24 protein-coding genes are annotated in these 23,906 nt (G+C 70.6%); 6 read left to right on the plus strand and 18 right to left on the minus strand.

From position 1 onward, the window contains the following. Positions 1-8 precede the first annotated feature (8 nt). The 6 genes from ACIBKY_RS19950 to ACIBKY_RS19975 all read right to left on the minus strand — a co-directional run bounded on the left by ACIBKY_RS19950 (position 9) and on the right by ACIBKY_RS19975 (position 6,982). Positions 9-494 carry a GNAT family N-acetyltransferase gene (locus ACIBKY_RS19950; RefSeq protein WP_397098120.1) on the minus strand — a complete coding sequence of 162 codons (486 nt, stop codon included), beginning with the start codon at positions 492-494 and terminating at the stop codon, positions 9-11. A 153-nt stretch (positions 495-647) separates the two neighbouring features. Next, a complete protein-coding gene (gene dapB, locus ACIBKY_RS19955; RefSeq protein ID WP_397098121.1) occupies positions 648-1,382 on the minus strand; it encodes a 4-hydroxy-tetrahydrodipicolinate reductase in 735 nt (244 codons plus the stop codon). A gap of 306 nt (positions 1,383-1,688) precedes the next feature. Next, positions 1,689-2,999 (minus strand): M16 family metallopeptidase, encoded by a 1,311-nt coding sequence (locus ACIBKY_RS19960; protein WP_397098122.1) that lies wholly within the window; start codon positions 2,997-2,999, stop codon positions 1,689-1,691. Further along, positions 2,996-5,326 carry a polyribonucleotide nucleotidyltransferase gene (locus ACIBKY_RS19965; RefSeq protein WP_397098123.1) on the minus strand — a complete coding sequence of 777 codons (2,331 nt, stop codon included), beginning with the start codon at positions 5,324-5,326 and terminating at the stop codon, positions 2,996-2,998. Before ACIBKY_RS19965 ends, ACIBKY_RS19960 begins: the two co-directional genes overlap by 4 nt. Positions 5,327-5,588: 262 nt before the next feature. Then, a complete protein-coding gene (rpsO, locus tag ACIBKY_RS19970; protein ID WP_184966993.1) occupies positions 5,589-5,858 on the minus strand; it encodes a 30S ribosomal protein S15 in 270 nt (89 codons plus the stop codon). 197 nt (positions 5,859-6,055) lie between these two features. After that, positions 6,056-6,982, minus strand: a complete 927-nt coding sequence (locus ACIBKY_RS19975) for a bifunctional riboflavin kinase/FAD synthetase (RefSeq protein WP_397098124.1) — start codon at positions 6,980-6,982, stop codon at positions 6,056-6,058. 95 nt (positions 6,983-7,077) lie between these two features. On the opposite strand from ACIBKY_RS19975, the gene ACIBKY_RS19980 reads away from it, so the two are divergent. Beyond that, the gene (locus ACIBKY_RS19980; protein WP_397098125.1) at positions 7,078-8,100 is read left to right on the plus strand and encodes a TRM11 family SAM-dependent methyltransferase; all 1,023 of its coding nucleotides are present in this window, start codon (positions 7,078-7,080) and stop codon (positions 8,098-8,100) included. Between the two features lie 5 nt (positions 8,101-8,105). On the opposite strand, the gene truB is transcribed toward ACIBKY_RS19980, so the two are convergent. The 8 genes from truB to rimP form a co-directional block, all read right to left on the minus strand. After that, positions 8,106-8,975, minus strand: a complete 870-nt coding sequence (gene truB / locus ACIBKY_RS19985) for a tRNA pseudouridine(55) synthase TruB (RefSeq protein ID WP_397098126.1) — start codon at positions 8,973-8,975, stop codon at positions 8,106-8,108. Next, a complete protein-coding gene (locus ACIBKY_RS19990; RefSeq protein WP_397098127.1) occupies positions 8,975-10,033 on the minus strand; it encodes a bifunctional oligoribonuclease/PAP phosphatase NrnA in 1,059 nt (352 codons plus the stop codon). The genes truB and ACIBKY_RS19990 overlap by 1 nt, the downstream gene beginning before the upstream one ends. Before the next feature lie 8 nt (positions 10,034-10,041). After that, entirely contained in the window at positions 10,042-10,515 is a 474-nt protein-coding gene (gene rbfA / locus ACIBKY_RS19995; protein WP_379618097.1) for a 30S ribosome-binding factor RbfA, read from the minus strand. Positions 10,516-10,532: 17 nt separating this feature from the next. After that, entirely contained in the window at positions 10,533-10,829 is a 297-nt protein-coding gene (locus ACIBKY_RS20000) for a DUF503 domain-containing protein (RefSeq protein WP_379618095.1), read from the minus strand. A gap of 120 nt (positions 10,830-10,949) precedes the next feature. Further along, positions 10,950-14,129 carry a translation initiation factor IF-2 gene (gene infB / locus ACIBKY_RS20005; RefSeq protein ID WP_397098128.1) on the minus strand — a complete coding sequence of 1,060 codons (3,180 nt, stop codon included), beginning with the start codon at positions 14,127-14,129 and terminating at the stop codon, positions 10,950-10,952. A 112-nt stretch (positions 14,130-14,241) separates the two neighbouring features. Further along, positions 14,242-14,556 (minus strand): YlxR family protein, encoded by a 315-nt coding sequence (locus tag ACIBKY_RS20010; RefSeq protein ID WP_397098129.1) that lies wholly within the window; start codon positions 14,554-14,556, stop codon positions 14,242-14,244. Further along, the gene (gene nusA / locus ACIBKY_RS20015; RefSeq protein ID WP_397098130.1) at positions 14,540-15,544 is read right to left on the minus strand and encodes a transcription termination factor NusA; all 1,005 of its coding nucleotides are present in this window, start codon (positions 15,542-15,544) and stop codon (positions 14,540-14,542) included. The genes ACIBKY_RS20010 and nusA overlap by 17 nt, the downstream gene beginning before the upstream one ends. Before the next feature lie 12 nt (positions 15,545-15,556). Next, positions 15,557-16,048: a ribosome maturation factor RimP gene (rimP, locus tag ACIBKY_RS20020; RefSeq protein ID WP_397098131.1), complete on the minus strand. Its 492-nt coding sequence runs from the start codon at positions 16,046-16,048 to the stop codon at positions 15,557-15,559. A 221-nt stretch (positions 16,049-16,269) separates the two neighbouring features. On the opposite strand from rimP, the gene ACIBKY_RS20025 reads away from it, so the two are divergent. Both ACIBKY_RS20025 and ACIBKY_RS20030 read left to right on the plus strand, forming a co-directional pair. Next, on the plus strand, positions 16,270-16,752 hold the full coding sequence (locus tag ACIBKY_RS20025) for a hypothetical protein (RefSeq protein WP_397098132.1): 483 nt from the start codon (positions 16,270-16,272) through the stop codon (positions 16,750-16,752). Continuing rightward, positions 16,749-17,246 carry a ferritin-like domain-containing protein gene (locus tag ACIBKY_RS20030; protein ID WP_397098133.1) on the plus strand — a complete coding sequence of 166 codons (498 nt, stop codon included), beginning with the start codon at positions 16,749-16,751 and terminating at the stop codon, positions 17,244-17,246. Before ACIBKY_RS20025 ends, ACIBKY_RS20030 begins: the two co-directional genes overlap by 4 nt. Positions 17,247-17,316: 70 nt before the next feature. Here the strand turns inward: ACIBKY_RS20030 and ACIBKY_RS20035 are convergent, their stop codons facing one another. The 3 genes from ACIBKY_RS20035 to ACIBKY_RS20045 all read right to left on the minus strand — a co-directional run bounded on the left by ACIBKY_RS20035 (position 17,317) and on the right by ACIBKY_RS20045 (position 20,082). Next, entirely contained in the window at positions 17,317-17,523 is a 207-nt protein-coding gene (locus ACIBKY_RS20035; protein ID WP_184967012.1) for a DUF4236 domain-containing protein, read from the minus strand. Between the two features lie 71 nt (positions 17,524-17,594). Then, positions 17,595-19,337, minus strand: a complete 1,743-nt coding sequence (locus ACIBKY_RS20040) for a proline--tRNA ligase (RefSeq protein ID WP_397098134.1) — start codon at positions 19,335-19,337, stop codon at positions 17,595-17,597. 94 nt (positions 19,338-19,431) lie between these two features. Next, complete coding sequence (locus ACIBKY_RS20045) at positions 19,432-20,082, minus strand: hypothetical protein (RefSeq protein ID WP_397098135.1); 651 nt, start codon at positions 20,080-20,082, stop codon at positions 19,432-19,434. Between the two features lie 129 nt (positions 20,083-20,211). Here ACIBKY_RS20045 and ACIBKY_RS20050 point away from each other — a divergent pair, with 129 nt between their 5' ends. Beyond that, the gene (locus ACIBKY_RS20050; protein ID WP_397098136.1) at positions 20,212-21,147 is read left to right on the plus strand and encodes an acyl-CoA dehydrogenase family protein; all 936 of its coding nucleotides are present in this window, start codon (positions 20,212-20,214) and stop codon (positions 21,145-21,147) included. On the opposite strand, the gene ACIBKY_RS20055 is transcribed toward ACIBKY_RS20050, so the two are convergent. Further along, positions 21,144-21,590, minus strand: coding sequence for a hypothetical protein (locus ACIBKY_RS20055; protein ID WP_397098137.1), 447 nt, complete (start codon positions 21,588-21,590; stop codon positions 21,144-21,146). The genes ACIBKY_RS20050 and ACIBKY_RS20055 overlap by 4 nt on opposite strands. A 174-nt stretch (positions 21,591-21,764) precedes the next feature. On the opposite strand from ACIBKY_RS20055, the gene ACIBKY_RS20060 reads away from it, so the two are divergent. Both ACIBKY_RS20060 and ACIBKY_RS20065 read left to right on the plus strand, forming a co-directional pair. Beyond that, on the plus strand, positions 21,765-22,811 hold the full coding sequence (locus ACIBKY_RS20060) for an LLM class flavin-dependent oxidoreductase (RefSeq protein ID WP_397098138.1): 1,047 nt from the start codon (positions 21,765-21,767) through the stop codon (positions 22,809-22,811). Positions 22,812-22,853: 42 nt separating this feature from the next. Beyond that, a complete protein-coding gene (locus tag ACIBKY_RS20065) occupies positions 22,854-23,900 on the plus strand; it encodes a hypothetical protein (RefSeq protein ID WP_397098139.1) in 1,047 nt (348 codons plus the stop codon). The last annotated feature ends 6 nt before the right edge of the window (positions 23,901-23,906 follow it).

Below are 23,906 nucleotides of genomic sequence, written 5' to 3' on the forward strand. Positions count from 1 at the left end.
CGCCCAGGCTATCGGCCCAGGTCGGCGCGCATCACCACCCGGGGCGCGACCTCGATCCCCAGCTCCCGCTCGTGCTCCACGACCTTGCGCACCTCCGGCCCCCACTCCCGCTCGGGCAGGACCGTGAACCCGTGCCGCTCGTACCAGGGCGCGTTCCACGGCACGTCGCGGAACGTCGTCAGCGTCACCGCCGGCGCGCCCGCCGCCCGCGCGTGATCGAGCACCGCCCGCACCAGCCGCCCGCCGATCCCCTGCCGCATCTGGCCGGGATGCACCGCGAGCTGGTCCAGGTGCACGTTCCCGTCAATCCACCCGAACATCGCGAACCCCGCCGCCGGCTCGCCCTCCACCAGTACGGTGCCGACGTCGGCGACCTCCTCGACCATCGTCGTCCCCGGCGGGAACTCGATCCCCACCTGCAGAAACAACCCGTCGGCCGCCTGCTCCACCTCGATCAGCCGGGAAAGTTCCCCGGATTCGGCCCATCGCACCATGCCGACACGGTCTCATGTTCCACGACGATGTGTCGCATGCGTTTAATGTGATGATCGTGTACCCGGCTTGTGCGGAGCCGGGAACCCCCTCCACACGGCGCGCCCGCATTCACCCGGGCGCGCCGTGTGCCTCTCTTCCCCGGGTCTTCGAGGTCAGAGATCGAGCAGGGGCTCCAGGCCGACGGTCAGGCCGGGCAGCTCGCGGACCCGGCGGACGCCCAGCAGGACGCCCGGGGTGAAGGCGGCGCGGTTCATCGTGTCGTGGCGGATCGTGAGGATCTCGCCGTCACCGCCCAGGAGGACCTCCTGGTGGGCGATCAGGCCGGCCAGGCGTACCGAGTGGACGTGCACGCCGTCCACGTCGGCGCCGCGCGCGCCGTCCAGCGAGGTGCTGGTCGCGTCGGGCATGCCGGACAGCCCCGCCTTCGCCCGCGCCTGCGCGACCAGCTCCGCGGTACGGCGCGCGGTGCCCGACGGCGCGTCGGCCTTGTTCGGGTGGTGCAGCTCGACGATCTCGACCGACTCGAAGTAGCGGGCGGCCTGCTGGGCGAAGTGCATCATCAGCACGGCCGCGATGCCGAAGTTGGGCGCGATCAGGCAGTTGGTGCCCGGAAAGCGCTCCAGCCAGCCCCTGACCGTGGCCAGCCGGTCCTCGTCGAACCCGGTCGTCCCCACCACCGGATGCACGCCGTGGGAGATGCACCATTCGAGGTTGCCCATGACCACGTCCGGGTGGGTGAAGTCCACCACCACCTCGGCACCGGTCAGGTTCTCGATGTCATCGCCCTGATCCACGGCGGCGACGAGCTCCATGTCACTGGCCGCCTCGACGGCCCTGCACACCTCGACGCCCACCCGCCCGCGCGCGCCCAATACCGCAACTCTCATCACAGCCCCACCCTATCCAGCTATCCGTTACGGCAAGCCGCCCCCACGCCACCCGCCGTCGCGGGCGGGCGCCGATCGTGGGGTCGCTTCTCACGTCGGACGTGGTCCCCACCGCAACGGCCCCGTTGACCAGCCACCGTGCCTCGTCCCGGCCACCTGAGAAGGCGCCGAACTCCACCGCCCAACCTCTCGGCGCCTCGGGGGCCCGTGCCCGCTTGATGCCCGGTTCCGGCGGTGCGCGCCGTACAGCCGAATAACGAAGCCCCGCACTGCCCGGAGAGGGCCGTGCGGGGCTTCGGAGGTTGGTCAGGCGATGGCCCGGGCGAAGTCCTTGTCGCCGTACGGGCCGATGACCGCCAGCGTCAGGGGGCGCTTCAGGACGTCGGCGGCCACCGAGGAGATCTCCTCCGGGCTCACCGCGTCGATGCGCTTCAGCACCTCGTCCACCGACATGAGCTCGTCGTAGACCAGTTCGTTCTTGCCGATCCGGGACATCCGGGAGCCGGTGTCCTCCAGGCCGAGAACCAGACCGCCACGCATCTGGCCCTTGCCCCTGATGATCTCCTCAGGCGTCAGGCCCTCGTCGATCACGCGGGCCACCTCGTCGCGGCAGATCTGGAGCACGTCGTCGATCTTCGAGGGCAGGCAGCCCACGTAGATCCCGAACTGGCCGGTGTCGGCGTACGCCGACGTGTAGGAGTACGCCGAGTAGGCCAGCCCGCGCTTCTCCCTGATCTCCTGGAACAGGCGCGACGACATGCCGCCGCCCAGCGCGGCGTTGAGCACGCCCAGAGCGAAGCGGCGGTCGTCGGTGCGGGACATGCCCGTCGTGCCGAGGACCAGGTTGGCCTGCTCGGTCGGACGGTCGATCACGCGTACCTCGGAGCGGGTCGCCGCGCCGGGGCCGCTGGTGCGCGGCGGTGCGCACTCCAGCGAGCCGCCGAGGGCACCGGCCCGTTCGTAGGCACGGGCCACCAGCTCCACCACGTGCTCGTGGCGGACGTTGCCCGCCACCGAGACGACGGTGCGCATGGGGCGGTAGTAGCGCTGGTAGTACTCGAGGATGCGCTCCCGGCCCAGGGCGTTGATCGAGTCGACCGTGCCCAGGATCGGGCGGCCGATCGGCGAGTCGCCGTACAGGGCGGCGGAGAACTGCTCGTGCACCACGTCCGACGGGTCGTCGTCGTGCATGGCGATCTCTTCGAGGATGACCCCGCGCTCGGACTCGACGTCGTCGGCGGTGATCAGCGAGCTGGTCACCACGTCGGAGAGCACGTCGACCGCGAGCGGCAGGTCTTCGTCGAGCACCCGCGCGTAGTAGCACGTGTACTCCTTGGCGGTGAAGGCGTTGATCTCCCCGCCGATGCCCTCGATGGACGCCGAGATCTCCATGGCGTCACGGGTGGGCGTGCCCTTGAACAGCAGGTGCTCAAGGAAGTGGGTCGCCCCGGTGTGCTCGGGGGCCTCGTCACGCGAGCCGATGCCGACCCACATGCCGACCGCGACGGAACGCACGGTCGGCATGGTCTCGGTCACCACGCGCAGCCCACCGGGGAGGACGGTGCGCTGGACTACCCCGGCACCGTCCTTACCGGGATGCAGCGTGGTCGTCGTCACGAGTTTCTGTCGTCCTCACCGTTGCGAGGGGCGGTGCGGGTCCTGGTGCGGGTACGGCGGGGCTTGTCCTCCCGGGGCCGCTCGTCGGAGTCGCCGGCCGACTCGGCGGGAGCCGCGTCGTCGGAGCCGCCGCCACCCTCGGCCTTCTCCGCGGCCTCCTTCTCGATGACCTCGACCGGGACCAGGGACAGCTTGCCCCGGCCGTCGATCTCGGCGATCTCGACCTGGATCTTCTCTCCGACGCTCATGACGTCCTCGACGTTCTCGATGCGCTTGCCCCCGTGGAGCTTGCGGATCTGCGAGACGTGCAGGAGGCCGTCCTTGCCCGGCATGAGCGAGATGAACGCGCCGAAGGCGGCGATCTTGACGACCGTGCCCAGGTAACGCTCGCCCACCTCGGGCATGTGCGGGTTGGCGATGGCGTTGATCGCCGAACGGGCGGCCTCGGCCGAGGGCCCGTCGGTGGCGCCGATGTAGATCGTGCCGTCGTCCTCGATGGTGATCTCGGCGCCCGTGTCGTCCTGGATCTGGTTGATCATCTTGCCCTTCGGGCCGATGACCTCGCCGATCTTGTCCACGGGGACCTTGATCGTGATGATGCGCGGCGCGGTGGCGTTCATCTCCGCCGGGGAGTCGATCGCCTCCTGCATCACGTCGAGGATGGCCAGGCGGGCGCCCTTGGCCTGCTTGAGCGCGGCGGCCAGCACGGAGGCGGGGATGCCGTCGAGCTTGGTGTCGAGCTGCAGGGCGGTGATGACGTCCTTGGTGCCGGCGACCTTGAAGTCCATGTCGCCCATGGCGTCTTCCGCGCCGAGGATGTCGGTCAGCGTGACGTAGGTGTCACCCTCGCCGATGAGGCCCATCGCGATGCCCGCGACCATCTCGCGCAGCGGCACACCGGCGTCGAGCAGCGACATCGTGGAGGCGCAGACCGAACCCATCGAGGTGGAGCCGTTGGAGCCCAGCGCCTCGGAGACCTGGCGGATCGCGTAGGGGAACTCCTCGCGGGCCGGCAGGACCGGGATGAGCGCCCGCTCGGCGAGCGCGCCGTGGCCGATCTCGCGGCGCTTGGGCGAGCCCACGCGGCCGGTCTCACCGGTGGAGTAGGGCGGGAAGTTGTAGTTGTGCATGTAGCGCTTGGTCCGCTCGGGGTTGAGCGTGTCGATGACCTGCTCCATGCGCAGCATGTTCAGCGTGGTGATGCCCATGATCTGGGTCTCGCCGCGCTCGAACAGCGCCGAGCCGTGCACCCGCGGGATCACGTGGACCTCGGCCGACAGCGCGCGGATGTCCTTGGTGCCGCGGCCGTCGATGCGGATGCCGTCCTTGACGACACGCTCGCGCATGAGCTTCTTCATGAGCGAGCGGTAGGCGGCCGACAGCTCCTTCTCGCGGCCCTCGAAGGCCTCGGCGAGCTTCTCGACCATGATGCCCTTGACCCGGTCGAGCTCGAGCTCGCGCTCCTGCTTGCCGGCGATGGTGAGCGCGGAGGCCAGCTCGCTCTTGATGGCGCCCTCGACGGCGGTGTAGGCGTCTTCCTGGTAGTCGAGGAAGACGGGGTACTCCGCGGTCGCCTTGGCGGCAACCTTGGCGATCTTGTTCTGCGCCTCGCACAGCACCTTGATGAACGGCTTGGAGGCGTCCAGGCCCTGCGCGATGGTCTCCTCGTTGGGCCCGACGGCGCCTTCGGCGACCAGCTTCAGCGTGTCCTTGGTGGACTCGGCCTCGACCATCATGATCGCGACATCGCCGTCGTCGAGCACGCGGCCCGCGACGACCATGTCGAACGTGGCCCGCTCCAGCTCGTGGTGCGTCGGGAAGCCGACCCACTGGCCGTCGATCAGCGCGACGCGCACGCCGCCGATCGGACCGGAGAAGGGCAGCCCGGCCAGCTGGGTGGACAGCGAGGCGGCGTTGATGGCCACCACGTCGTACAGGTGCTCGGGGTTGAGCGCCAGGATGGTCGCGACGACCTGGATCTCGTTGCGCAGGCCCTTGACGAACGACGGGCGCAGCGGCCGGTCGATCAGGCGGCAGGTGAGGATGGCGTCCTCGGACGGACGGCCCTCACGCCGGAAGAACGAGCCGGGGATGCGGCCCGCGGCGTACATGCGCTCCTCGACGTCCACCGTCAGCGGGAAGAAGTCGAGATTGTCCTTGGGATTCTTCGACGCGGTGGTCGCGGACAGGACCATCGTGTCGTTGTCGAGATAGGCGACGGCGGAACCCGCCGCCTGACGCGCGAGGCGGCCGGTCTCGAACCGGATCGTGCGCGTGCCGAATGCGCCGTTGTCTATGACGGCTTCAGCGGTGTGGACACCCTCCACGGGGGACCTCCTTGTTCGGTCGGTCTCCCGCGCCCTCTTTCTCACCGGCACCCTCGTTAGGTGCAGCGCCGGTCTTCGATCGAAGCGCCCGGTTCTTGACCGGAAGCCACTACCGAGGACCGGCCCGCAGGCGTCGCGGGTCGCATGGTGCTTGACGGACGCGGGGGCTCTCAGTGTCTCTGATATTCAGTTGTCCGGCTCGGCGCGACGCGCCGGGTCCGATATGAGAAGGGAGCGGCCGCTCGGCCGCTCCCTCACCACTCTATCGACGCAGGCCGAGCCGCTCGATGAGCGAACGGTAGCGCTGGATGTCGGTGTTCTGCAGGTACTTCAGCAGGCGGCGCCGGCGACCGACGAGCAGAAGCAGGCCACGACGGCTGTGGTGGTCGTGCTTGTGCGTCTTCAGGTGCTCGGTGAGCTCGCTGATGCGCTTGCTGAGCAGCGCGATCTGCACCTCGGGCGACCCGGTGTCGCCCTCAATGGTCGCGTACTCGGCGATGATTGCCTTCTTGGCAGCGGTGTCGAGGGACACGGCTCTCCTTCAATCTACGGACACGCGGTGAATGGTTCGAATGATGCGAACGACCGTGCGTGCCTACAGTCGCCGCAGCGAAGGCCTCTCCAGGCAGCGCGAGGCGCCGCCGATACAGAGCCGACACCACAGGCTACCACCAGTTGACGGTGTGCGTACTCCGCGTGATCTCACAGGCGGTCGACGAAGTGCCAAGGTCAGGCCGTGAGCCTGCGGGCTTCGTCCACGTCGGCGTGGATCTGCGCGACCAGCGCCTCGATGGAGTCGAACTTGGTGTTGCCGCGCAACCTGGCCGCGAAGTCGACCGCGACGTGCGCGCCGTAGAGCTCAAGGTCGTCGCGGTCCAGCGCGTACGCCTCGACGGTACGCGGCACGCCCTCGAAGGTCGGGTTGGTGCCCACCGAGATGGCGGCCGGCCAGCGGCAGCCCTCGTACAACGCGGGCAGGTTCCCCACGGCCACGCACTGCAGCCAGCCCGCGTACACGCCGTCGGCGGGGATGGCGGTGTGCGGCGGGGTCTCCACGTTGGCGGTGGGGAAGCCGAGCTGGCGCCCGCGCTGGTACCCGCGCACCACCACGCCCTCCACCCCGTGGGGCCGCCCGAGCTCGTGGGCGGCGGTGACGGCGTCGCCGCCGGCCAGCAGCTCCCTGATCGCGGTCGAGCTGACGCCTTCCACCAGCGGCACGACTTCTACCGAAAAATCGTACTTCTCGCCGAGTGCCCGGAGCGTCTCCACATCACCCGCCGCCTTGTGGCCGAACGCGAAGTTCGCCCCCACCACGACGCCCGCCGCCCGCAGCCGGTCGGCCAGCACCTGCTCGGCGAAGTCGGCCGGGGTCAGCCGCGAGACGTCCAGCGAGAACTCCAGCACCTCCACCGCGTCCACGCCGAGCCCGGTCAGCAACTCGGCACGACGACGCGCGCTCGTGAGCCGGGGCGGATGCGAGCCCGGCCTGACCACTTCCGCCGGGTGCGGCTCGAAGGTCAGGGCGACCGAGCGCAGGCCGCGCTCCTCGGCGACCTCGACGGCCCGTGAAACCACCCGCCGGTGCCCGCGGTGCACGCCGTCGAACACGCCGATCGTGACGACGGACCCTCCAGAACGCTGCACGCCCGGCCCCATTCGTATCCCGTGACTCCCGTGACGACTTCGGTCAGCGACAAGCCTGCCATGCCCGCCGGGACCACCGGCAATCGAGGGGTAACATCGTTCGCACCATGCCTCGATACGCACTGCTGATCCTGCCTGCCTTCAACCGGGTCTACGGTGAGGCCTCCGTCCGTCTGACCCGATCCGAGCTGGAGGTCTTCGGGCTCCGGGCGCTGGAGGGCCAGGTGTCGGGGGTGGAGGAGGCGGTCGTCGGCGGCGTGCCGTACATCTGCTTCGAGACCGCCGCGCCCCTGTCCGGGGGCGACGTGGCACTGCTGTCGAACCTGTCGTCGGCCTACGCGCTGTTCGGCATGGAGGGCGATCTGCTGCGCCCGCTGACCGTGACGCCGCTCGACCGGCTGAGCAGCGACCTGATCACCATCCAGAAGTACGCGGGCAAGACCAACGAGCACTTCACCAAGCTCCTGCTGAACGTGACCGTGCTCGCCTCCGACTTCGCGCTCGACGGGCATCTGTCGGTGTTCGACCCGATGTGCGGGCGCGGCACCACCCTCAACCAGGCGCTCATGTACGGCTACGACGCCTACGGCATGGACCTGGACACCAAGGACTTCGAGGCGTACTCAGGGTTCCTGAAAAAGTGGCTGCGCGACCGGCGGCTCAAGCACACCGCCGAGACGGTGCCGGTCCGGCGCGAACGCGCGCTGATCGGGCGCCGGTTCAACGTCTCGTTCGCGGCGACCAAGGAGGCGTTCAAGGGCGGCGACACGCAGCGGGTGGGCGTGGTCGGCGCCGACACGCTGCGCGGGCGCGACTTCTTCAAGCCCCGCACGTTCGACGTCATCGCCACGGATGCCCCGTACGGCGTGCAGCACGGCAGCCGCAGCGGTGGCGGCGGATTGTCCAGGAGCCCGCTGGAGCTGATCCGCAAGGCAGTGCCGGTCTGGGCCGAACTGCTGAAGCCCGGGGGCGCGATGGGCATCTCCTGGAACACCTACGGCGGAACCCGCGACGACCTGGCCGCGATCCTGGACGCCAGCGGCCTGGAAGTCCAGAAATTTCCCGACTTCGAACACTGGGTCGACCAGGCCATCGTCCGCGACATCCTGATCGCCAGAAAGCCCTCCTAGCCCCGTCAGGCGAAGACGGCGAGGGGCTTGGCGCTGCGGCCCTGCTCCTCCACCAACGCGAGCAGTTCCCCGTCCGGCCCGAACACCCCGATCGGCCCGGCCCCCAGCCCCGCGGAAGCCAGCCGCCCCCCGTGCGAGATCACCCGAGCCTGCTCAGCCGTTACATCCATGCGAGGAAAGGCAGCGGAAACCGCCTCCCCGATCGGCAGCACCACACACTTCTCCGCCAACTGCTCAACCGTGCGCGCCAGAGACAGGTCGTACGGCCCCACCCGGGTACGGCGCAGATACGTGAGATGCCCGCCTACCCCGAGACCGGCGCCCAGATCCCGGGCCAGCGAGCGAATGTAGGTCCCGGACGAGCACCGCACCGTGGCATCGACGTCCACGACGTCACCCGAGTACCGCACCCCGGTCACCTCGAACGCGTGCACCGTCACCGGCCGCGCCTTCAGCTCCACGTCCTCACCAGCCCGTGCCCGCTTGTAGGCCCGCTCGCCGTTCACCTTGATCGCGCTGACCTGCGGCGGCACCTGCATGATCGGCCCGCTCAGCGCCGCTACCCCGGCCAGCACCGCCTCCTGGGCCACCCCGGCGGCCGGCGCCGTGGTCAGCACCTCGCCCTCGGCGTCGTCGGTGTTGGTCGTGGCGCCCAGCCGGATCGTCGCCTCGTAGACCTTCTCGGTCAGCGCCAGGTGTCCCAGCAGCCGCGTCGCCTTCTCCACGCCGATCACCAGCACGCCCGTCGCCATCGGGTCCAGCGTGCCCGCGTGGCCGACCCGCCGGGTGCCGGCGATCCGGCGCAGCTTGCCGACGACGTCGTGCGAGGTCCACTCGGCCGGCTTGTCCACGATGATCAAGCCGCTCTCGGCCATCAAACCTTCCTCGGAAGTAGTGCCCGGATCCTGTTCATGGTCGTCTCGACGCTGTCGTGGGAGGTGAAGCCGGCCGCGCTGCGGTGGCCGCCGCCGCCCAGCGCCGTGCAGATCGCCGCCACGTCCACCGCGCCCTTCGAGCGCGTCGACACCTGCCAGGCCCCGAGGTCGTCCTCCTTGAGCACGACCGCGACCTCGGCCTCGTCGGTGCGCCTGATCACGTCGATGATGGCCTCCACCTCCTCGTACGGCAGGCCGTACGAGGCCCGGTCGAGGTGGGTGACCGACGTCCAGACCAGCCCGTCCTCCAGCGTGACCCGGTCGAGGGCGGCCGCGAGCACCTTGAGATAGCCGAACGGCGAGCGGTCCCACAGTTCCCGCGCGATCTCGTCGGTCCGCAGCCCGGTCGCCACGAGCCTGGCCGCCATCTCGTGCGCGGCCGGGGTGGTCGAGGAGTGGCGGAAGGAGCCGGTGTCGGTCACCAGCCCGGCATACAGGCAGGTCGCCACGTCGCGGTCGAGCGTGCCACCGAGCCGGTAGATGAGCTGCTCGGCCAGTACGGCGGTCGCCGCCACGTCGGGGTCGATGAGGCTGACCGTGCCGAACCCGGTGTTGGACGGGTGATGGTCGATCACCACGACCTCACGCGCCTTGCCCGCGTTGACGGACAGCAGCCCGAGCCGGTCGAGCGTGGACGAGTCGAACGTGATCATCAGCTCGGGCTCGGCGGGGAAGGCGGCGGGCGGCACCAGCAGGTCCTGGCCGGGCAGGAAGCGCAGCAGCCGCGGCACCGAGAACCGCCGGTCGCCGAAGGAGGCCACGACCTTCTTGCCCAGCGAACGCAGCACGGCGCCGACGGCCAGCATCGAGCCGAGCGCGTCTCCGTCGGGCGAGACGTGGCAGGCCAGAGCCACCTCGTCGGCCTGCTCGATGAGCGTGAGCACCCGGGTCCAGGCCGTCTCCCCCACGGCCTGGTGACCGGGACGCTCCGCCGTACCGTCATCGGGAGGAGGAGCGGCCGGGGGCGGGGCCCCCGGGCGGTCCGTCCGGTCACGCACGTCGGGCGTCATGTCGTCGGGTGCCCTGCGCGGCCAGAGGGTTCGTCCTCTTCCTCGTCCTCCGCGTCGGGCTTCTTGTAGGGGTCGGGTTCGCCGGCGTAGGCGGCGTTCTCGGCCTGGCGGGCCAGTTCCTGGTCCTTGGCACGGGCGGCGTTGATGAGGTCGTCGAGCTGACGGGCGCTGTCGGGCAGCGGGTCGTGCTTGAACGTCAGCGTCGGCGTGAAGCGCACGCCGGTCTGCTTGCCGACCTCCGAGCGGATGATGCCCTTGGCGCTCTCCAGCGCGGCGGCGCTGTCGGCCCGCTCGGCCTCGGAGCCGAAGACCGTGTAGAAGACCGTGGCCTCGCGCAGGTCGGCGGTGATCCGCGTGTCGGTCACGGTCACGAAGCCGAGGCGTGGGTCCTTGATCCGCCGCTCCAGCATCTCGGCGACGATCTGCTGGATGCGGTCGGCGAGCTTACGCGCTCGTGCGGCGTCGACCATGTCAGTCCCCCTTTGTCTTACTCTTCGTCGTTGTAGATCCGCTGCCGGGCGGACAGCAGCTCGATCTCAGGGCGGTAGGCCACCAGCCGTTCGCAGGCGTCCAGCACCTCTTTGCAGTTGCCGGCGGAGGCGGAGACGACGGCGATGCCGATCTCCGCGCGCCGGTGCAGGTCGAGGTGGCCGGTCTCGGCCGCGGCGGCACTGGGGTAGCGCCGCAGAACCTCGGCGACCAGGGGCCGCACGACAGATCGCTTCTGCTTCAGCGAACGTACGTCGCCGAGCAGGATGTCCAGGGTCAGAGCACCCACATACATCGTTGGCAACCACCGCTTCGCTCGAGTTCAGAACGCGCGTCCGGCTCCGCTGCGGTGGAAAAGCCCGCCGGGCGCGCGAGAGGCGCCCGGCGGATGGTCCGCCGGGCGCCCGGCCGCGTGTTACACGCGCGGCTTCTCCCGCATCTCGAACGTCTCGATGACGTCGTCGAGCTTGATGTCGTTGTAGCCGACACCGATACCGCACTCGAAGCCCTCGCGGACCTCGGTCGCGTCGTCCTTGAAGCGGCGCAGCGACGACACCGTGAGGTTGTCGGCGACCACGACACCGTCGCGGATGATCCTGGCCTTGCTGTTGCGGACGATGACGCCCGAACGGACCAGCGAACCGGCGACGTTGCCGATCTTCGGCACCTTGAAGACCTCGCGGACTTCGGCGGTGCCCATCTGCACCTCTTCGAACTCGGGCTTGAGCATGCCCTTGAGTGCCGCTTCGATCTCCTCGATCGCCTGGTAGATGACCGAGTAGTAGCGGATGTCGACGCCCTCGCGCTCGGCGAGGTCGCGCGCCCGGGGCTCAGGCCGGACGTTGAAGCCGATGATGACCGCGTTGTCGTCGGCCACGGCCAGGTTGACGTCGTACTCGGTGATGGCGCCGACGGCGCGGTGCAGGACACGGAGCCTGACCTCGTCGCCAACGTCGATCTTGAGCAGGGCGTCTTCCAGGGCCTCCACCGAACCGGACACGTCACCCTTGATGATGAGCTTGAGCTCGTCGACGCGACCCTTCTCAAGGTCGCTGAAGAGCTCTTCGAGGGAACGGCGGCGCGAGGACTTGGCCATGTCGGCGCTGCGCTTGCGCGCGGCGCGCTGCTGGGCGATCTGGCGAGCCATCCGGTCGTCGGTGACCACGATGAAGTTGTCACCGGCGCTCGGCACGGCCGTCAGACCCATGACCAGGACCGGACGCGACGGGTCGGCCTCTTCGACCGGCTCCATGTTGTCGTCGAGCAGCGCCCGGACGCGGCCGAAGGCCTCGCCGCAGACGATGGAGTCGCCGACGCGCAGCGTGCCGCGCTGGACCAGGACGGTCGCCACCGGACCGCGCCCCTTGTCGAGGTGCGCTTCGATCGCGATGCCCTGAGCGTCCATCGTCGGGTTGGCGCGCAGGTCGAGCTCGGCGTCGGCGGTCAGGATGATCGCCTCGAGGAGCTGGTCGATCCCGGTGCCGTTCTTGGCGGAGATGTCCACGAACAGCGTCGAGCCGCCGTACTCCTCCGCCACCAGGCCGTACTCGGTGAGCTGGGCACGGACCTTGTTGGGGTCGGCGCCCTCCTTGTCGACCTTGTTGACCGCGACCACGATCGGCACGTCCGCCGCCTGGGCGTGGTTGAGCGCCTCGATGGTCTGCGGCTTCACACCGTCGTCGGCCGCGACCACCAGCACCGCGATGTCGGTGGCCTTGGCACCACGGGCACGCATGGCGGTGAACGCCTCGTGACCCGGGGTGTCGATGAAGGTGATCTTCCGGTCTTCGCCCTCGTGCGTCGCGCCGACCTGGTAGGCACCGATGTGCTGGGTGATGCCACCGGCCTCGCGGGCCACCATGTTGGTCTTGCGGATGGCGTCGAGCAGCTTCGTCTTACCGTGGTCGACGTGACCCATGACGGTCACGACGGGCGGACGCGCGGCCAGGTCGGCCTCGTCGCCCTCGTCCTCGCCGAACTCGATGTCGAAGGCCTCGAGGATCTCGCGATCCTCCTCCTCCGGGCTGACGACCTGGATGTCGTAGTCCAGTTCCTGGCCCAGAAGCTGCAGGGCGTCCTCGTTGACCGACTGCGTCGCGGTCACCATCTCGCCCAGGTGCAGCATGATCTGCACGAGCGAGGCGGGGTTCGCGCCGATGCGGTCGGCGAAGTCGGACAGCGACGCACCGCGCGGAAGGCGGATCGTCGCACCGTTGCCACGAGCGACCTGCACGCCGCCGATCGCCGGCGCCGACATGTTGTCGAACTCCTGGCGCCTCTGCCGCTTGGACTTGCGGCCACGCGTGGGACGGCCACCGGGACGGCCGAAGGCGCCGGCGGTGCCGCCACCACGACCGCGACCACCGCCACCGGGACGACCGGCGAAACCGCCGCCACCGCCACCGGGACCACCGGTGCCCGTGCGCGGACCGGCGCCGCCGCCACCACCGGGACGACCGGCGAAACCGCCGCCGCCACCGGGACGACCGCCGCCGCCACCAGGACGACCGCCACCGCCGCCACCGCCGCCGGGACGACCGCCGCCGCCACCGGGACGACCGCCACCGCCACCGCCGCCACCACCGGGACCGGCGGGACGACCCTGCGGCATCATCATCGGGTTGGGACGCGGACCACCGGGACGCGGGCCACCGGCGCCGGGACCCGGACGCGGACCGGCCGCACCGGGCGGGCCGGGACGCGGACCCGCGGTACCCGCGGGACCGGGACGGCCCTGCGGCGGACGCGGACCGGCGCCGTCGCGCGGCGGACCGTCACGACGGTCGCGCGGACCACCCTGGCCACCGTCGCGGCCGGGGCGGTCGCCACCGGGACGCGGCGGACGGGACTGGCCCATGCCGCTGGCGTTGGACGAGAACGGGTTGTTCCCGGGACGCGGGCCACGCGGACCCGGCTTGGGTCCACCGGGGCCCGGACGCGGGCCACCGCCGGACTGCGCGCCGGGGCGCGGGCCGGACTGACGGTCACCGCCGGACTGACGGTCACCACCGGACGGACGCTCGCCACCGCGCTCGCCGCCGGATCCACCGGGGCGGGACGCGGGACCGGGCTTCGGCCCGCCGGGCCCGGGACGGGCGGCGGGACCGGGGCGCGGGCCGGGAGCCGGCCGCGAGCCGGAGGGCCCGCTCGGGGTGCTCGGAGCACTCGGGGCGCTCGAGGCACTGGTGCCACTGTCGAAATGCGCCTGCGGAGCCTCGGAGCGCGGAGCTTCGGGCTGCGGCTGGTGCGGCATCGGAACCGGACCAGGGCGCGGGCCCGGCTTGGGAGCCGGACCAGGCTTGGGCCCCGGACGCGGGGCGGATGGAATCGGCGACTCGGCGCCGTTGCCGGCTTGGCTGTCAGCCGGCCGAGGAGCAGCCCTTGGCGGCTGCGGCTTGTTGGACGACGAACCGCCGCCCTTACTGGACCCACCCTTCGATGCGCCCAGAGCTTCGGTGAGCCTGCGGACCACCGGCGCCTCGATGGTGGAGGACGCCGAACGGACGAACTCCCCCATCTCCTGGAGCTTGGCCATGACGACCTTGCTCTCGACGCCGAACTCCTTAGCGAGCTCGTATACCCGGACCTTCGCCACTGCACTCCCTTACTCGGCCCGGGAGGCTGGCTGTGCCGTCCGGACCGTCGCTACCTTGACGTCTTCATCGCCGCGTGCTCATCAGGCGCTCATAGCAATCTGACTCCGCCCATCAACTCGGCGTCCTACATGACATTTCGTGGTTCTCCTCTTCCAGGTGCGCCCGCACACGCGAGACGTCAAGCGGCCCCGGCACGCGGAACGCGCGCGGAAACGCTCGGCGACGCTCGGCAAGCTCCAGACAGCTTGGGTCGGGATGCAGCGATGCACCCCGTCCGGGAAGCCGTCCTCGCAGGTCGGGGACTATCTGATCCTCAACCAGCACCAATCGGAGCAGCTCGGACTTAGCCGTGCGAACCCTGCAGCCCACACATGTTCTCTGCGGGGCTGCCAGGCCACCATATTCCAGCTTACCGTGTTGACGCATCTACGGAACCGGCGGCATCCTCTGCCTGTGCGTCGGAGCGGATGTCGATCCGCCATCCCGTGAGGCGGGCGGCGAGCCGGGCATTCTGCCCTTCCTTGCCGATGGCCAGCGAGAGCTGGTAGTCGGGCACGATGACGCGCGCGACCCTCCCCTGGAGATCCAGAACCTCAACGTTGGAAACACGGGCGGGCGACAGGGCATTCCCCACGAACTCCGCGGGGTCCTCCGACCAGTCGATGATGTCGATCTTCTCGCCGTGGAGCTCCGTCATCACGTTGCGCACCCGCGAGCCCATCGGCCCGATGCAGGCGCCCTTGGCGTTGACGCCCGCCTTGCGCGAGCGCACCGCGATCTTGGTACGGTGCCCCGCCTCCCTGGCCACGGCGGCGATCTCCACCGTGCCGTCGGCGATCTCGGGCACCTCCAGCGCGAACAGCTTCTTCACCAGCCCGGGGTGCGTACGCGACAGCGAGACCGACGGCCCCTTGTGCCCCTTCTTCACCTGCACGACGTAGGCGCGGATGCGCTCGCCGTGCACGTAGTCCTCGCCCGGGACCTGCTCGTTGTGCGGGAGCACGGCCTCGATCTTGCCCAGGTCGACCAGCACGACGCGGGGATCCTTGCCCTGCTGGATGACGCCGGAGACCAGCTCGCCCTCCCGGCTGGCGAACTCGCCGAAGTTGATCTCGTCCTCGGCGTCGCGCAGCTGCTGCAGGATCACCTGCTTGGCGGTCGTCGCCGCGATGCGGCTGAAGTTGCCCGGGGTGTCGTCGAACTCCCGGACGACCTCGCCCTCCTCGTCGAGCTCCGCCGCCCAGATGCTGACGTGGCCGGTCTGCCGGTCGAGTTCGGCCCGTGCCTTCTGGGCCGCGCCGTCGGTGCGGAAGTAGGCGATCAGCAGCGCGTCCTCGATCGCCTTGACCACCAGGTCGAAGGAGATGTCCTTCTCCCGCTCCAGGCTGCGCAGGACGCTCATGTCGATGTCCACGAGGCTTCCCCCTTAGCCCTCGTCGCCGTCTGGGTCTTCGTCGTCCAGACGGCGGAATTCCACCTGCACCCGTCCGCGGGTGAGGTCCTGATAGTCGAGCCGGCGCTCGGCGCCGTCAACGGAGAGGTCGACGCCGGCGTCGTCGGCGGTCAGCACCCGGCCCTCCACGATGGAGCCGTCGCGCAGCTCCGCCTTCACCAGCCGCCTGGCCGCGCGGCGCCAGTGGCGCGGCTCCGTCAGCGGCCGGTCGACGCCCGGAGAGGACACCTCGAGCGTGTAGGCGGATCCGCCCATCGCATCGTCCTCGTCGAGGGCGGTGGAGACGGCCTGGCTCACCTCCGCTACGTCGTCGAGGCTCACGCCGCCGTCGCGGTCGACGACCACGCGCAGCAGCCGGCGCTTGCCGGCCGTCGTGACCGTGACGTCCTCCAGATCGAGACCCTCCGCGGCGACGACGGGCTCAAGGAGCTTCATCAGGTGGTCGCGGGATGATGCGCTGCCCATATCGACCTCCCCTATTGTCATGTTTCCAGCCGGGCGTACCTCGCCGTCGGCTGTCGGCGTCCATGGCAGCACTGCCAGCGACGACAGTTGACACCCTATCCGTACCAGGGCCCGAAAAGAGCGCCACTCGGCACGCTCGGGTGGCGAGCCGCCGGTGGCAGCGATCGCGGGCGCGAGCCCGTACGATGCTGTCTGCGTCCTGTTTCCCGGAGGTCTCACCCGTGCGCCGTCCACTGTCCCGCCGTGCCGTTCTCGCGGGCGGGGCGAATCTCGCGGGCGCGGCGGCCCTGGCAGGGTGCAGCGGCTCGGGCGCCCCGGAGGCCACGACCCCCAGGCCGGAGGATCCGGAGCACGTCCTGGCGCGCGAGCTGATCGCCGACAAGGAGCGCACGATCGGCCTCTACACCACGCTGATCACCGCCGGTGGCGAGAAGCTGACGCCCTTCCGTGAACGCCACCGGGCCCACCTCGCCGAGCTGCGCCGCCGTTTTCCCGACGCGGGCAAGCTCCCCACCAACCCGCCGACCACCCCGCCGTCGCCTCCGCCGAAGGTCTCCCTGACGCGGCTGCGCGACGTGGAACGCAAGGCCGCCGCCCTGCGCCCGCGCCAGCTCGCCGACGCCTCACCCGCCCTCTCCCAGCTGATCGCCAGCATCGGCGCCTGCGAGGCCCTGCACGTCCTGTCGCTGCCGAGGTCCCTATGACCCCTTCCACGGAGACATCCGGCGCCGAGCGGCGCCGGGGAGCCGCCACGGATCTGGAACGGCTCCGCAAGGCACTGGCGGCCGAGCACGCGGCGGTCTACGCCTACGGCCTGATCGGAGCGAGGACGACGGGCGCGCTGCGGGCCAGGGTGACGTCGGCGTTCGACGGCCACCGGGCCCGCCGCGACCAGCTACGCGGCCTCATCACCGCCCGCCGGGGCGCCCCGGCCGAGCCCGAGCCCTCCTACGCGCTGCCCGTGACGCCCGGCAATGCCACGGAGGCGATCCGCCTGGCGGTACACGTGGAGCAGGGCATCACCGCGACCTATCTGGAGCTGGCCGCCTGCGAGGACGCTGCCCTGCGCCGGTACGCGGCCCTGGCCATGCAGGAGTCGGTGACCCGCTCCCACGGCTTCCGCCCCTCGGTGCCGGCGTTCCCCGGCATGCCCGCCCCGCCCAAGCCGGCCCCTTCCCCCACCACCAGCCCAGGATGACCAAGAGCCCGGGGAGTGGTGAGAGCGGCTCGTCCTTCACCACCGGCAGGATGTCCGCGAGCCACCTCGGTCAGTAGCGGTAGTGGCGGGTACGGCCGCGCCCCAGGGTCTTGGTCACGTGCAGCCCACCGGGCAGGCGGACAGAGAGGTGCCGGCGCCCGTCGGGGGTCGTCTGGATGTGGAAGCGGCGGTTGCCGAAGCTGTGGCCGACACCGTGGCGCGAGAGGTTGATGCGGAAGGGGCCTACCTTGATGGACTTCCGGTAGTGCCAGCCCATGGAACCCTCCTCGGGATCGGTTACGCCCTGATAACGAGCGACCGGGTGAGGAGAGTTCCGGAGCGTGACGGTCAGGAGCAGGCGGCGAGGATGCGGGCGCCCGCCTCGTCGAGGGGGATCTCTTCCTTGGTGCCGGAGACGCGGTCGCGCAGTTCCACCACGCCGGAAGAAAGGCCGCGGCCGATCACCAGGATCGTCGGCATGCCCAGCAGCTCCGCGTCCTTGAACTTGACGCCGGGCGACACCCCCGCCCGGTCGTCGACCAGGACGCGCAGGCCCTTGGCGGTCAGTTCTTCCGCCAGTCGCAGGGCGACCTCGATCTGGTTCTCCTTGCCGGTGCCGACGATGTGCACGTCGGCGGGAGCCACCTCGCGCGGCCAGACCAGGCCGAGCTGGTCGTGGGCCTGCTCGGCGATGACGGCGACAGCGCGGGAGACGCCGACGCCGTAGGAGCCCATGGTGATGCGGATGGGCTTGCCGTCGGGGCCGAGGGCGTCGAGGCCGGCGGCGTCGGCGTACTTGCGGCCGAGCTGGAAGATGTGGCCGATCTCGATGCCGCGGTCGATCGACAGCTCGCCGCCGCAGCGCGGGCAGGCGTCGCCGGCGCGTACCTCGGCGGCCTCGATGGTGCCGTCGGGGGTGAAGTCGCGGCCGGCGACGACGTTGACGGCGTGCTTGCCGGGCTCGTTGGCGCCGGTGACCCAGGCGGTGCCGGTGACGACGCGGGGGTCGACCAGGTAGCGGATGCCGAGGTCCTTCAGGACCTGCGGGCCGATGTAGCCGCGGACCAGGCCGGGGTGCTTGGCGAAGTCCTCGAACTCGAAGATCGCCGGCTCGCCGGGGGCCAGCGCGGCCTCCAGGCGCTTGAAGTCGACCTCGCGGTCGCCGGGGATGCCGACGATGAGCGTCTCGACCTTGTCGGAACCGGGCGTGGTGACCTTGACGACGACGTTCTTGAGGGTGTCGGCGGCGGTGATCGACAGGCCGTGGACCGTGTTGACGTGGTCGACGAGGGTCTCGATCGTGGGGGTGCCGGGGGTGTCGAGCACCTGCTGGGCGCCGGCCTCCGCCACCGGGCGCGCGGCGGGCGCGGGGGTGGTGACGGCCTCGGCGTTGGCGGCGTAGCCGCAGGAGTGGCAGGCGACGAAGGTGTCCTCGCCGGTGGGCGTGGGGGCCAGGAACTCCTCGGAGGCCGAGCCGCCCATGGCGCCGGAGGTGGCGAAGACGATCTTGTACTGGATGCCGAGCCGGTCGAACAGCTTGATGTAGGCCTCGCGGTGCTGCTCGTAGGAGCGCTTGAGGCCGTCGTCGTCGAGGTCGAAGCTGTAGGAGTCCTTCATCAGGAACTCCCTGCCGCGCAGGATGCCGGCGCGCGGGCGGGCCTCGTCGCGGTACTTCGTCTGGATCTGGTAGAGCGTGACCGGGTAGTCCTTGTAGGAGGCGTACTCGCCCTTCACCATGTCGGCGAAGAGCTCCTCGTGGGTGGGACCGAGCAGGTAGTCGGCGCCCTTGCGGTCCTTGAGGCGGAAGAGCGTGTCACCGTACTCGGTCCAGCGGCCGGTGGCCTCGTAGTACTCCCGGGGCAGCAGCGCGGGGAAGAGGACCTCCTGCCCGCCCATCTTGTTCATCTCGTCGCGGACGACCGACTCGACGTTCTTGAGCACGTGCATGCCCAGGGGCAGCCAGGAGTAGATGCCGGGCGCGACGCGGCGGACGTAGCCGGCGCGGACCAGGAGCTTGTGGCTCGGGACTTCCGCGTCTGCCGGGTCGTCCCGCAGGGTGCGAAGAAACAACGACGACATGCGCAGCAACACGGCTACTCCTTGCTCGAACCCGGAAGTGAAGGACTACAGGCTATCGACTCGGGGGGCCGCACCGCGCGGGCTTGCCGCCCCGGCGCCTTCACACTCAGGTCACGAACAACGCGAAGAGCCCCGCCAGCACGGCCGTGACCCCCAGCGCGCGCAGCCGTCCCACGGTGGTACGGCGCAGCCACAGCACGGCCATGACGGTCAGCACGCCCACGACCACGGCCGGGACCGGCCAGAACGTGGCCTCGGTGTCGAGGAACCCGGGCGTCGCCCGGTCGATGACGTCGGCCAGCACCAGGGCGCCGATGCCGCCGGTGGCCAGGTCGCCCCAGAGGTCGTTCCTGCGGGTGAGGTAGCCGAGCATGCCCAGGCCCACGAGCAGCACGAGCAGAACGTTCAGCGCGACGGGTCCGCCGCCCACGACGTCGATGTTGAAGCGGCCCTGGAGCGCGCTGCCGCCCATGGCGGCCACCAGCGACGAGACGGTCGCCAGGAACGTGGTCAGCAGCGCCCATCCGAACCCGCTGCTCGTGGCGCCGAGCGCGATGGTCAGCGCGAGGTAGACGTACGGGTCGTACAGGTCGGAGAGCAGGGCCGGCGCGTTCTCGACGACGAACATGCCGAGAAGGCCGACGGCCAGCCCTCCGAGGAAGGCCGCGAGAACGTGGCGTTCGATGCCGCGCTGTCGCCGGTCGTACTCGGCGAAGTCGGCATAGTCGACGGCGCTCGTCTTCTTCTCCATCTCCATTCCCAGGCCACCCTTTCCCCCAGTAACCACTAAAGGCGGCCATTACTCACAGTATGCGGACTTACAGAAAAGGCAAAATTCGGTCAACCGAAGCTAACGGCGAAGCAAGTGCTTGGTTAGTCTGGAGACATGGATCTCCTGCGTGACACCGTCCGGTCGTACCTGTCCCGCCGCCCGTCCGCGTCGTGGGCGGACTTCGCGCGAGAGCTGGGCGTCGCGGGGCTGGCCGTGCCCGAGGAGTACGGCGGCGCGGGCGGCGGGCCCGGGGAGGTCGCGGCCGTGGCGTGGGAGGTGGGGCGGGCGCTGTCGGCGCAGCCGTTCCTGCAGACGGCGGTGCTGGCGGTGGCGGCGCTCAGGCTCGACGGGGACGCGGCGGCCCGCTCGCGCCTGCTCCCGCCGCTGGCCGAGGGCGCGATGAGCGCGACCGTCGTGTTCGGCCAGGAACTGTCACTGGAGGACGGGCTGCTGACCGGCGAGGCGCCCTTTGTCCTGGACGGGGATCTGGTGCTCCTGTACGCCGGTGGGCACCTGGTCGAGGCCCGGCCCGCGGCGCGGGAGCCGTACCGGACCATGGACCTCACGCGGCCCCTGACCAGGCTCGTCTTCGACCGGACGCCCGCCACCGTCCTTGGCGGGGACGAGCACCGGGACGCGGTCCGCACGCTCGGCGTCGCCGCGCTCGCGGCCGAGCAGGCGGGCGGGGCCGAGCGGTGCCTGGAGGCGTCGGTGGAGTACGCGAAGCAGCGGCGGCAGTTCGGGCGGCCGATCGGGTCGTTCCAGGCGATCAAGCACAAGCTGGCCGACGTGGCGCTGCTGGTGGAGTCGGCCAGGTCGGCGGCGCTGGCCGCGCACGAGTCGGCCGTGAACGCCGCCGTCGCCGGGGCCTACTGCGGAGAGGCCTACCTGCGGGCGGCAGGGGAGAACATCCAGGTCCACGGCGGCATTGGGATCACGTGGGAGCACGACGCCCACCGTTACCTCAAGCGCGCCACCTCCGACGCCCAGCTCTTCGGCACCCCGCTTGGCCATCGCGGGGACCTGGCCGCGCACGTGTTCGGCGGCTAGCCGCCGAGGAGTTCTTCCCAGGGCCGGCGAGCGTTGGTGCGGCGGGTGGTGTCCAGGGCCTCGGCCAGGCGCCAGAAGCCGGGGCGCACGTGCACGCGGGCCGAGCCCATGGGGTCGACGGCGTGGAGTTCAAAGCGGACGCCCATGACGTCCAGGATGGCCGAGGCGTTGTTGCCGGGACCGGCCACCGTGACCAGGCTGCCGTCGAAGTCGGGGTCGCGCACGTGCTCGGCGAGCAGCGCGGCCACCTCGGCGGCGTAGGGGCCGTCGCGCCACTCGATGTGCCAGCTGTGGTCGGCGCCCCGCCACCAGGTGAGGTCACGGCACGCCTCGATGAAGTCCGCCTTGGTGGCCAGGACCGCCATGACCCGGCCGAACGCCTCGTAGCGGCGCGCGCTGGAAAGCTCGTCGTCGCTCGACCGAGTCCGGCGGAAACCCCTCATGTCTGGGAGCGTGCCATCTTTCTGCCGCCGCAGCGCGTGCTTTCGCCTCACGATCACCCACTCTGATCGCCGTACCACGTATCCCGCAAGTCCCGGACGCACAGCCGCACTTCCCGCCGGACAGCCGCCCTGATAGTCTCTACCAAGCGAGCGCTTGGTTTACTTGGAGGATGGATGCGGATCAGCCTCGGTTACGAACTGGAGGTTCGCGGGCGTACCCGCGAGGTCGAGCAGCAGGCGTTCCGGAATGTGATCGACCAGGTGGTCCTGGGCGACCAACTGGGTTTCGACACGGCCTGGTTCGTAGAACACCACTTCACCAGGGGTTTCTCCCACTCCTCCGCGCCGGATCTGGTGCTGGCCGCGATCTCTCAGCGCACCGAGCGGATCCACCTGGGGCTGGGCGTGGTGCTGCTGCCCTTCCAGTCGCCCATCCGTACGGCGGAGCGCGTGGCCACCCTCGACGTCCTGAGCGGCGGCCGGGTGGAGTTCGGGACCGGCCGCGGCGCCTCGCCGCTGGAGTACCAGGCGTTCCAGAAGCCGTTCGAGAAGTCGCGGCAGATCTGGGAGGACTCCCTGGAGGCCACGCTGGCCATCTGGCAGGCGGACGGCGAACCGGTCAGCCGGTCGAACGAGTTCTTCGAGATCCCGGACGTGTCCGTGTACCCGCGGCCGGTGCAGGAACCGTATCCGAGGGTGTGGGTGGCGTCCACGTCCCTGGAGGGCTACCTGGCGGCCGCCAGGCACGGCTACAACCTGCTCGGGATGACGATGCTGAAGGGCATCGACGACGTCGCCGCCGACATCGCGAAGTATCGGGAGTGCCTGGCCGACAACGGGTTCGACCCCGCCAGCCGGCGGGTGGCGCTGATGATCCCCTGGTACGTGGGGCAGGCGCGGGACGAGGCGGCCGACGCCGTGCTCTGGTACATCCGGCGCCAGGTCAACCTGGTCACGCCGCCCGACTACTACGACGCCCGCCACGCCACCCACCGCGTGCTGGGACAGCTCGCGGCCGGCATGCCGCCCGAGGAGGCCATGGCGACGTTGCGCGAGCACCTCATGGTCGTGGTGGACGACGTGGAGGGCTCACGCAAGGCGGTCGCGCGCATCGCCGAGGCCGGCGCCACCGACCTGATCCTGCAGTGCCAGGTGGGCGGGCTGGCGCATCCGCTGGTCACGGAGTCGATGCGCACGTTCATGACCGAGGTGGTGCGCTGATGCGCCGCGAAGGTCTCAGGGAAGGGATGGGGGTGGCCTTCGATGCGATGGCTCACACGTGACGACCTGGGCGCCGCCGGCCGGTCGGCGTCCGGGCTGCTGGTGGTCTCGCCGGACGCGGCGAGCGTGTTCCCGCTCGGGCCGGAGGATCGCGCGCACGCCGCCGCGATGACCGGGGCGGCGCTCAAGGCCGCGGGCGTCGGCGCGCGGGACCGCGTGGTGGTGGCGCTGGCCGAACCGGCCGGCGCGCTGTGGGCCGGAGCGGCGGCGGACGTCGCGCAGGCGGCCGCCTCGGTCGGGCCCAGAGGACGGATGCGGCTGCACCACGCCCTCACCTCGGTCGGGGCCACGGCTCTGGTGGCGACGCCGACCGGGGCCATGGACTTCCTGGCCCGCCTGCACCTGGAGTTTCTGCTGGACCCGCTGGATCTGGGGCTGCGCACGATCGTGCTGACGGGTGAGAACGCGGCCAGGCGGACGCTGGCGTATCTGGCCAAGGAGTTCGACGCCGCGGTGACCGAGGTGTTCGCGAGCCCGTTCACCGGGGCCGCGCTGGCCTGCCGTACCGCGGAGGAGGAGCCCTTCGAGCCGCTGGCCGAGGGGATGGTCGGGCTGGCGGCGCTGGGCAAGGACACGCTCGATCCCGGTGCGGGCGAGCTCGCCGAGGTGGTGATCACGCCGCGCGGGCACGCGGCGCTGGGTGACGCGGTGCTGCGTACCGGGCAGGTGTCGCGGGGCGGGCTCGCGCCCGCGCACACGGTCGGCGAGCACGTGCTCGTGCGCGGCGTGTGGGTGTCGCTGCTCCGGATCCAGAAGGCGCTGGCCAAGGTGGACGGAGTGTCGGGCTGGAAGCTGACGGTCAGCCGCCAGGGCACGCTGGACGCCGCCGTGCTGACGGTCGTCTTCAACCGGGCCGGCCTGGTCAAGAACCCGATGTGGAAGTCGCGCATCCAGCAGGCCGTCCATGGGCTGACGCCGGTGCAGATCGGGGTGGAGGTGGCGCCCGAGGTGTCGGAAACCGTCACCCCCGGTGTCGTGGAGGACCTGCGCGGCCACCACCTGGGCCGCGATCGCAGCCTGGCCGGCTGAGGAGGC

The sequence above is a fragment of the Nonomuraea sp. NPDC050394 genome, from assembly GCF_044459065.1.
GTDB lineage: Bacteria > Actinomycetota > Actinomycetes > Streptosporangiales > Streptosporangiaceae > Nonomuraea.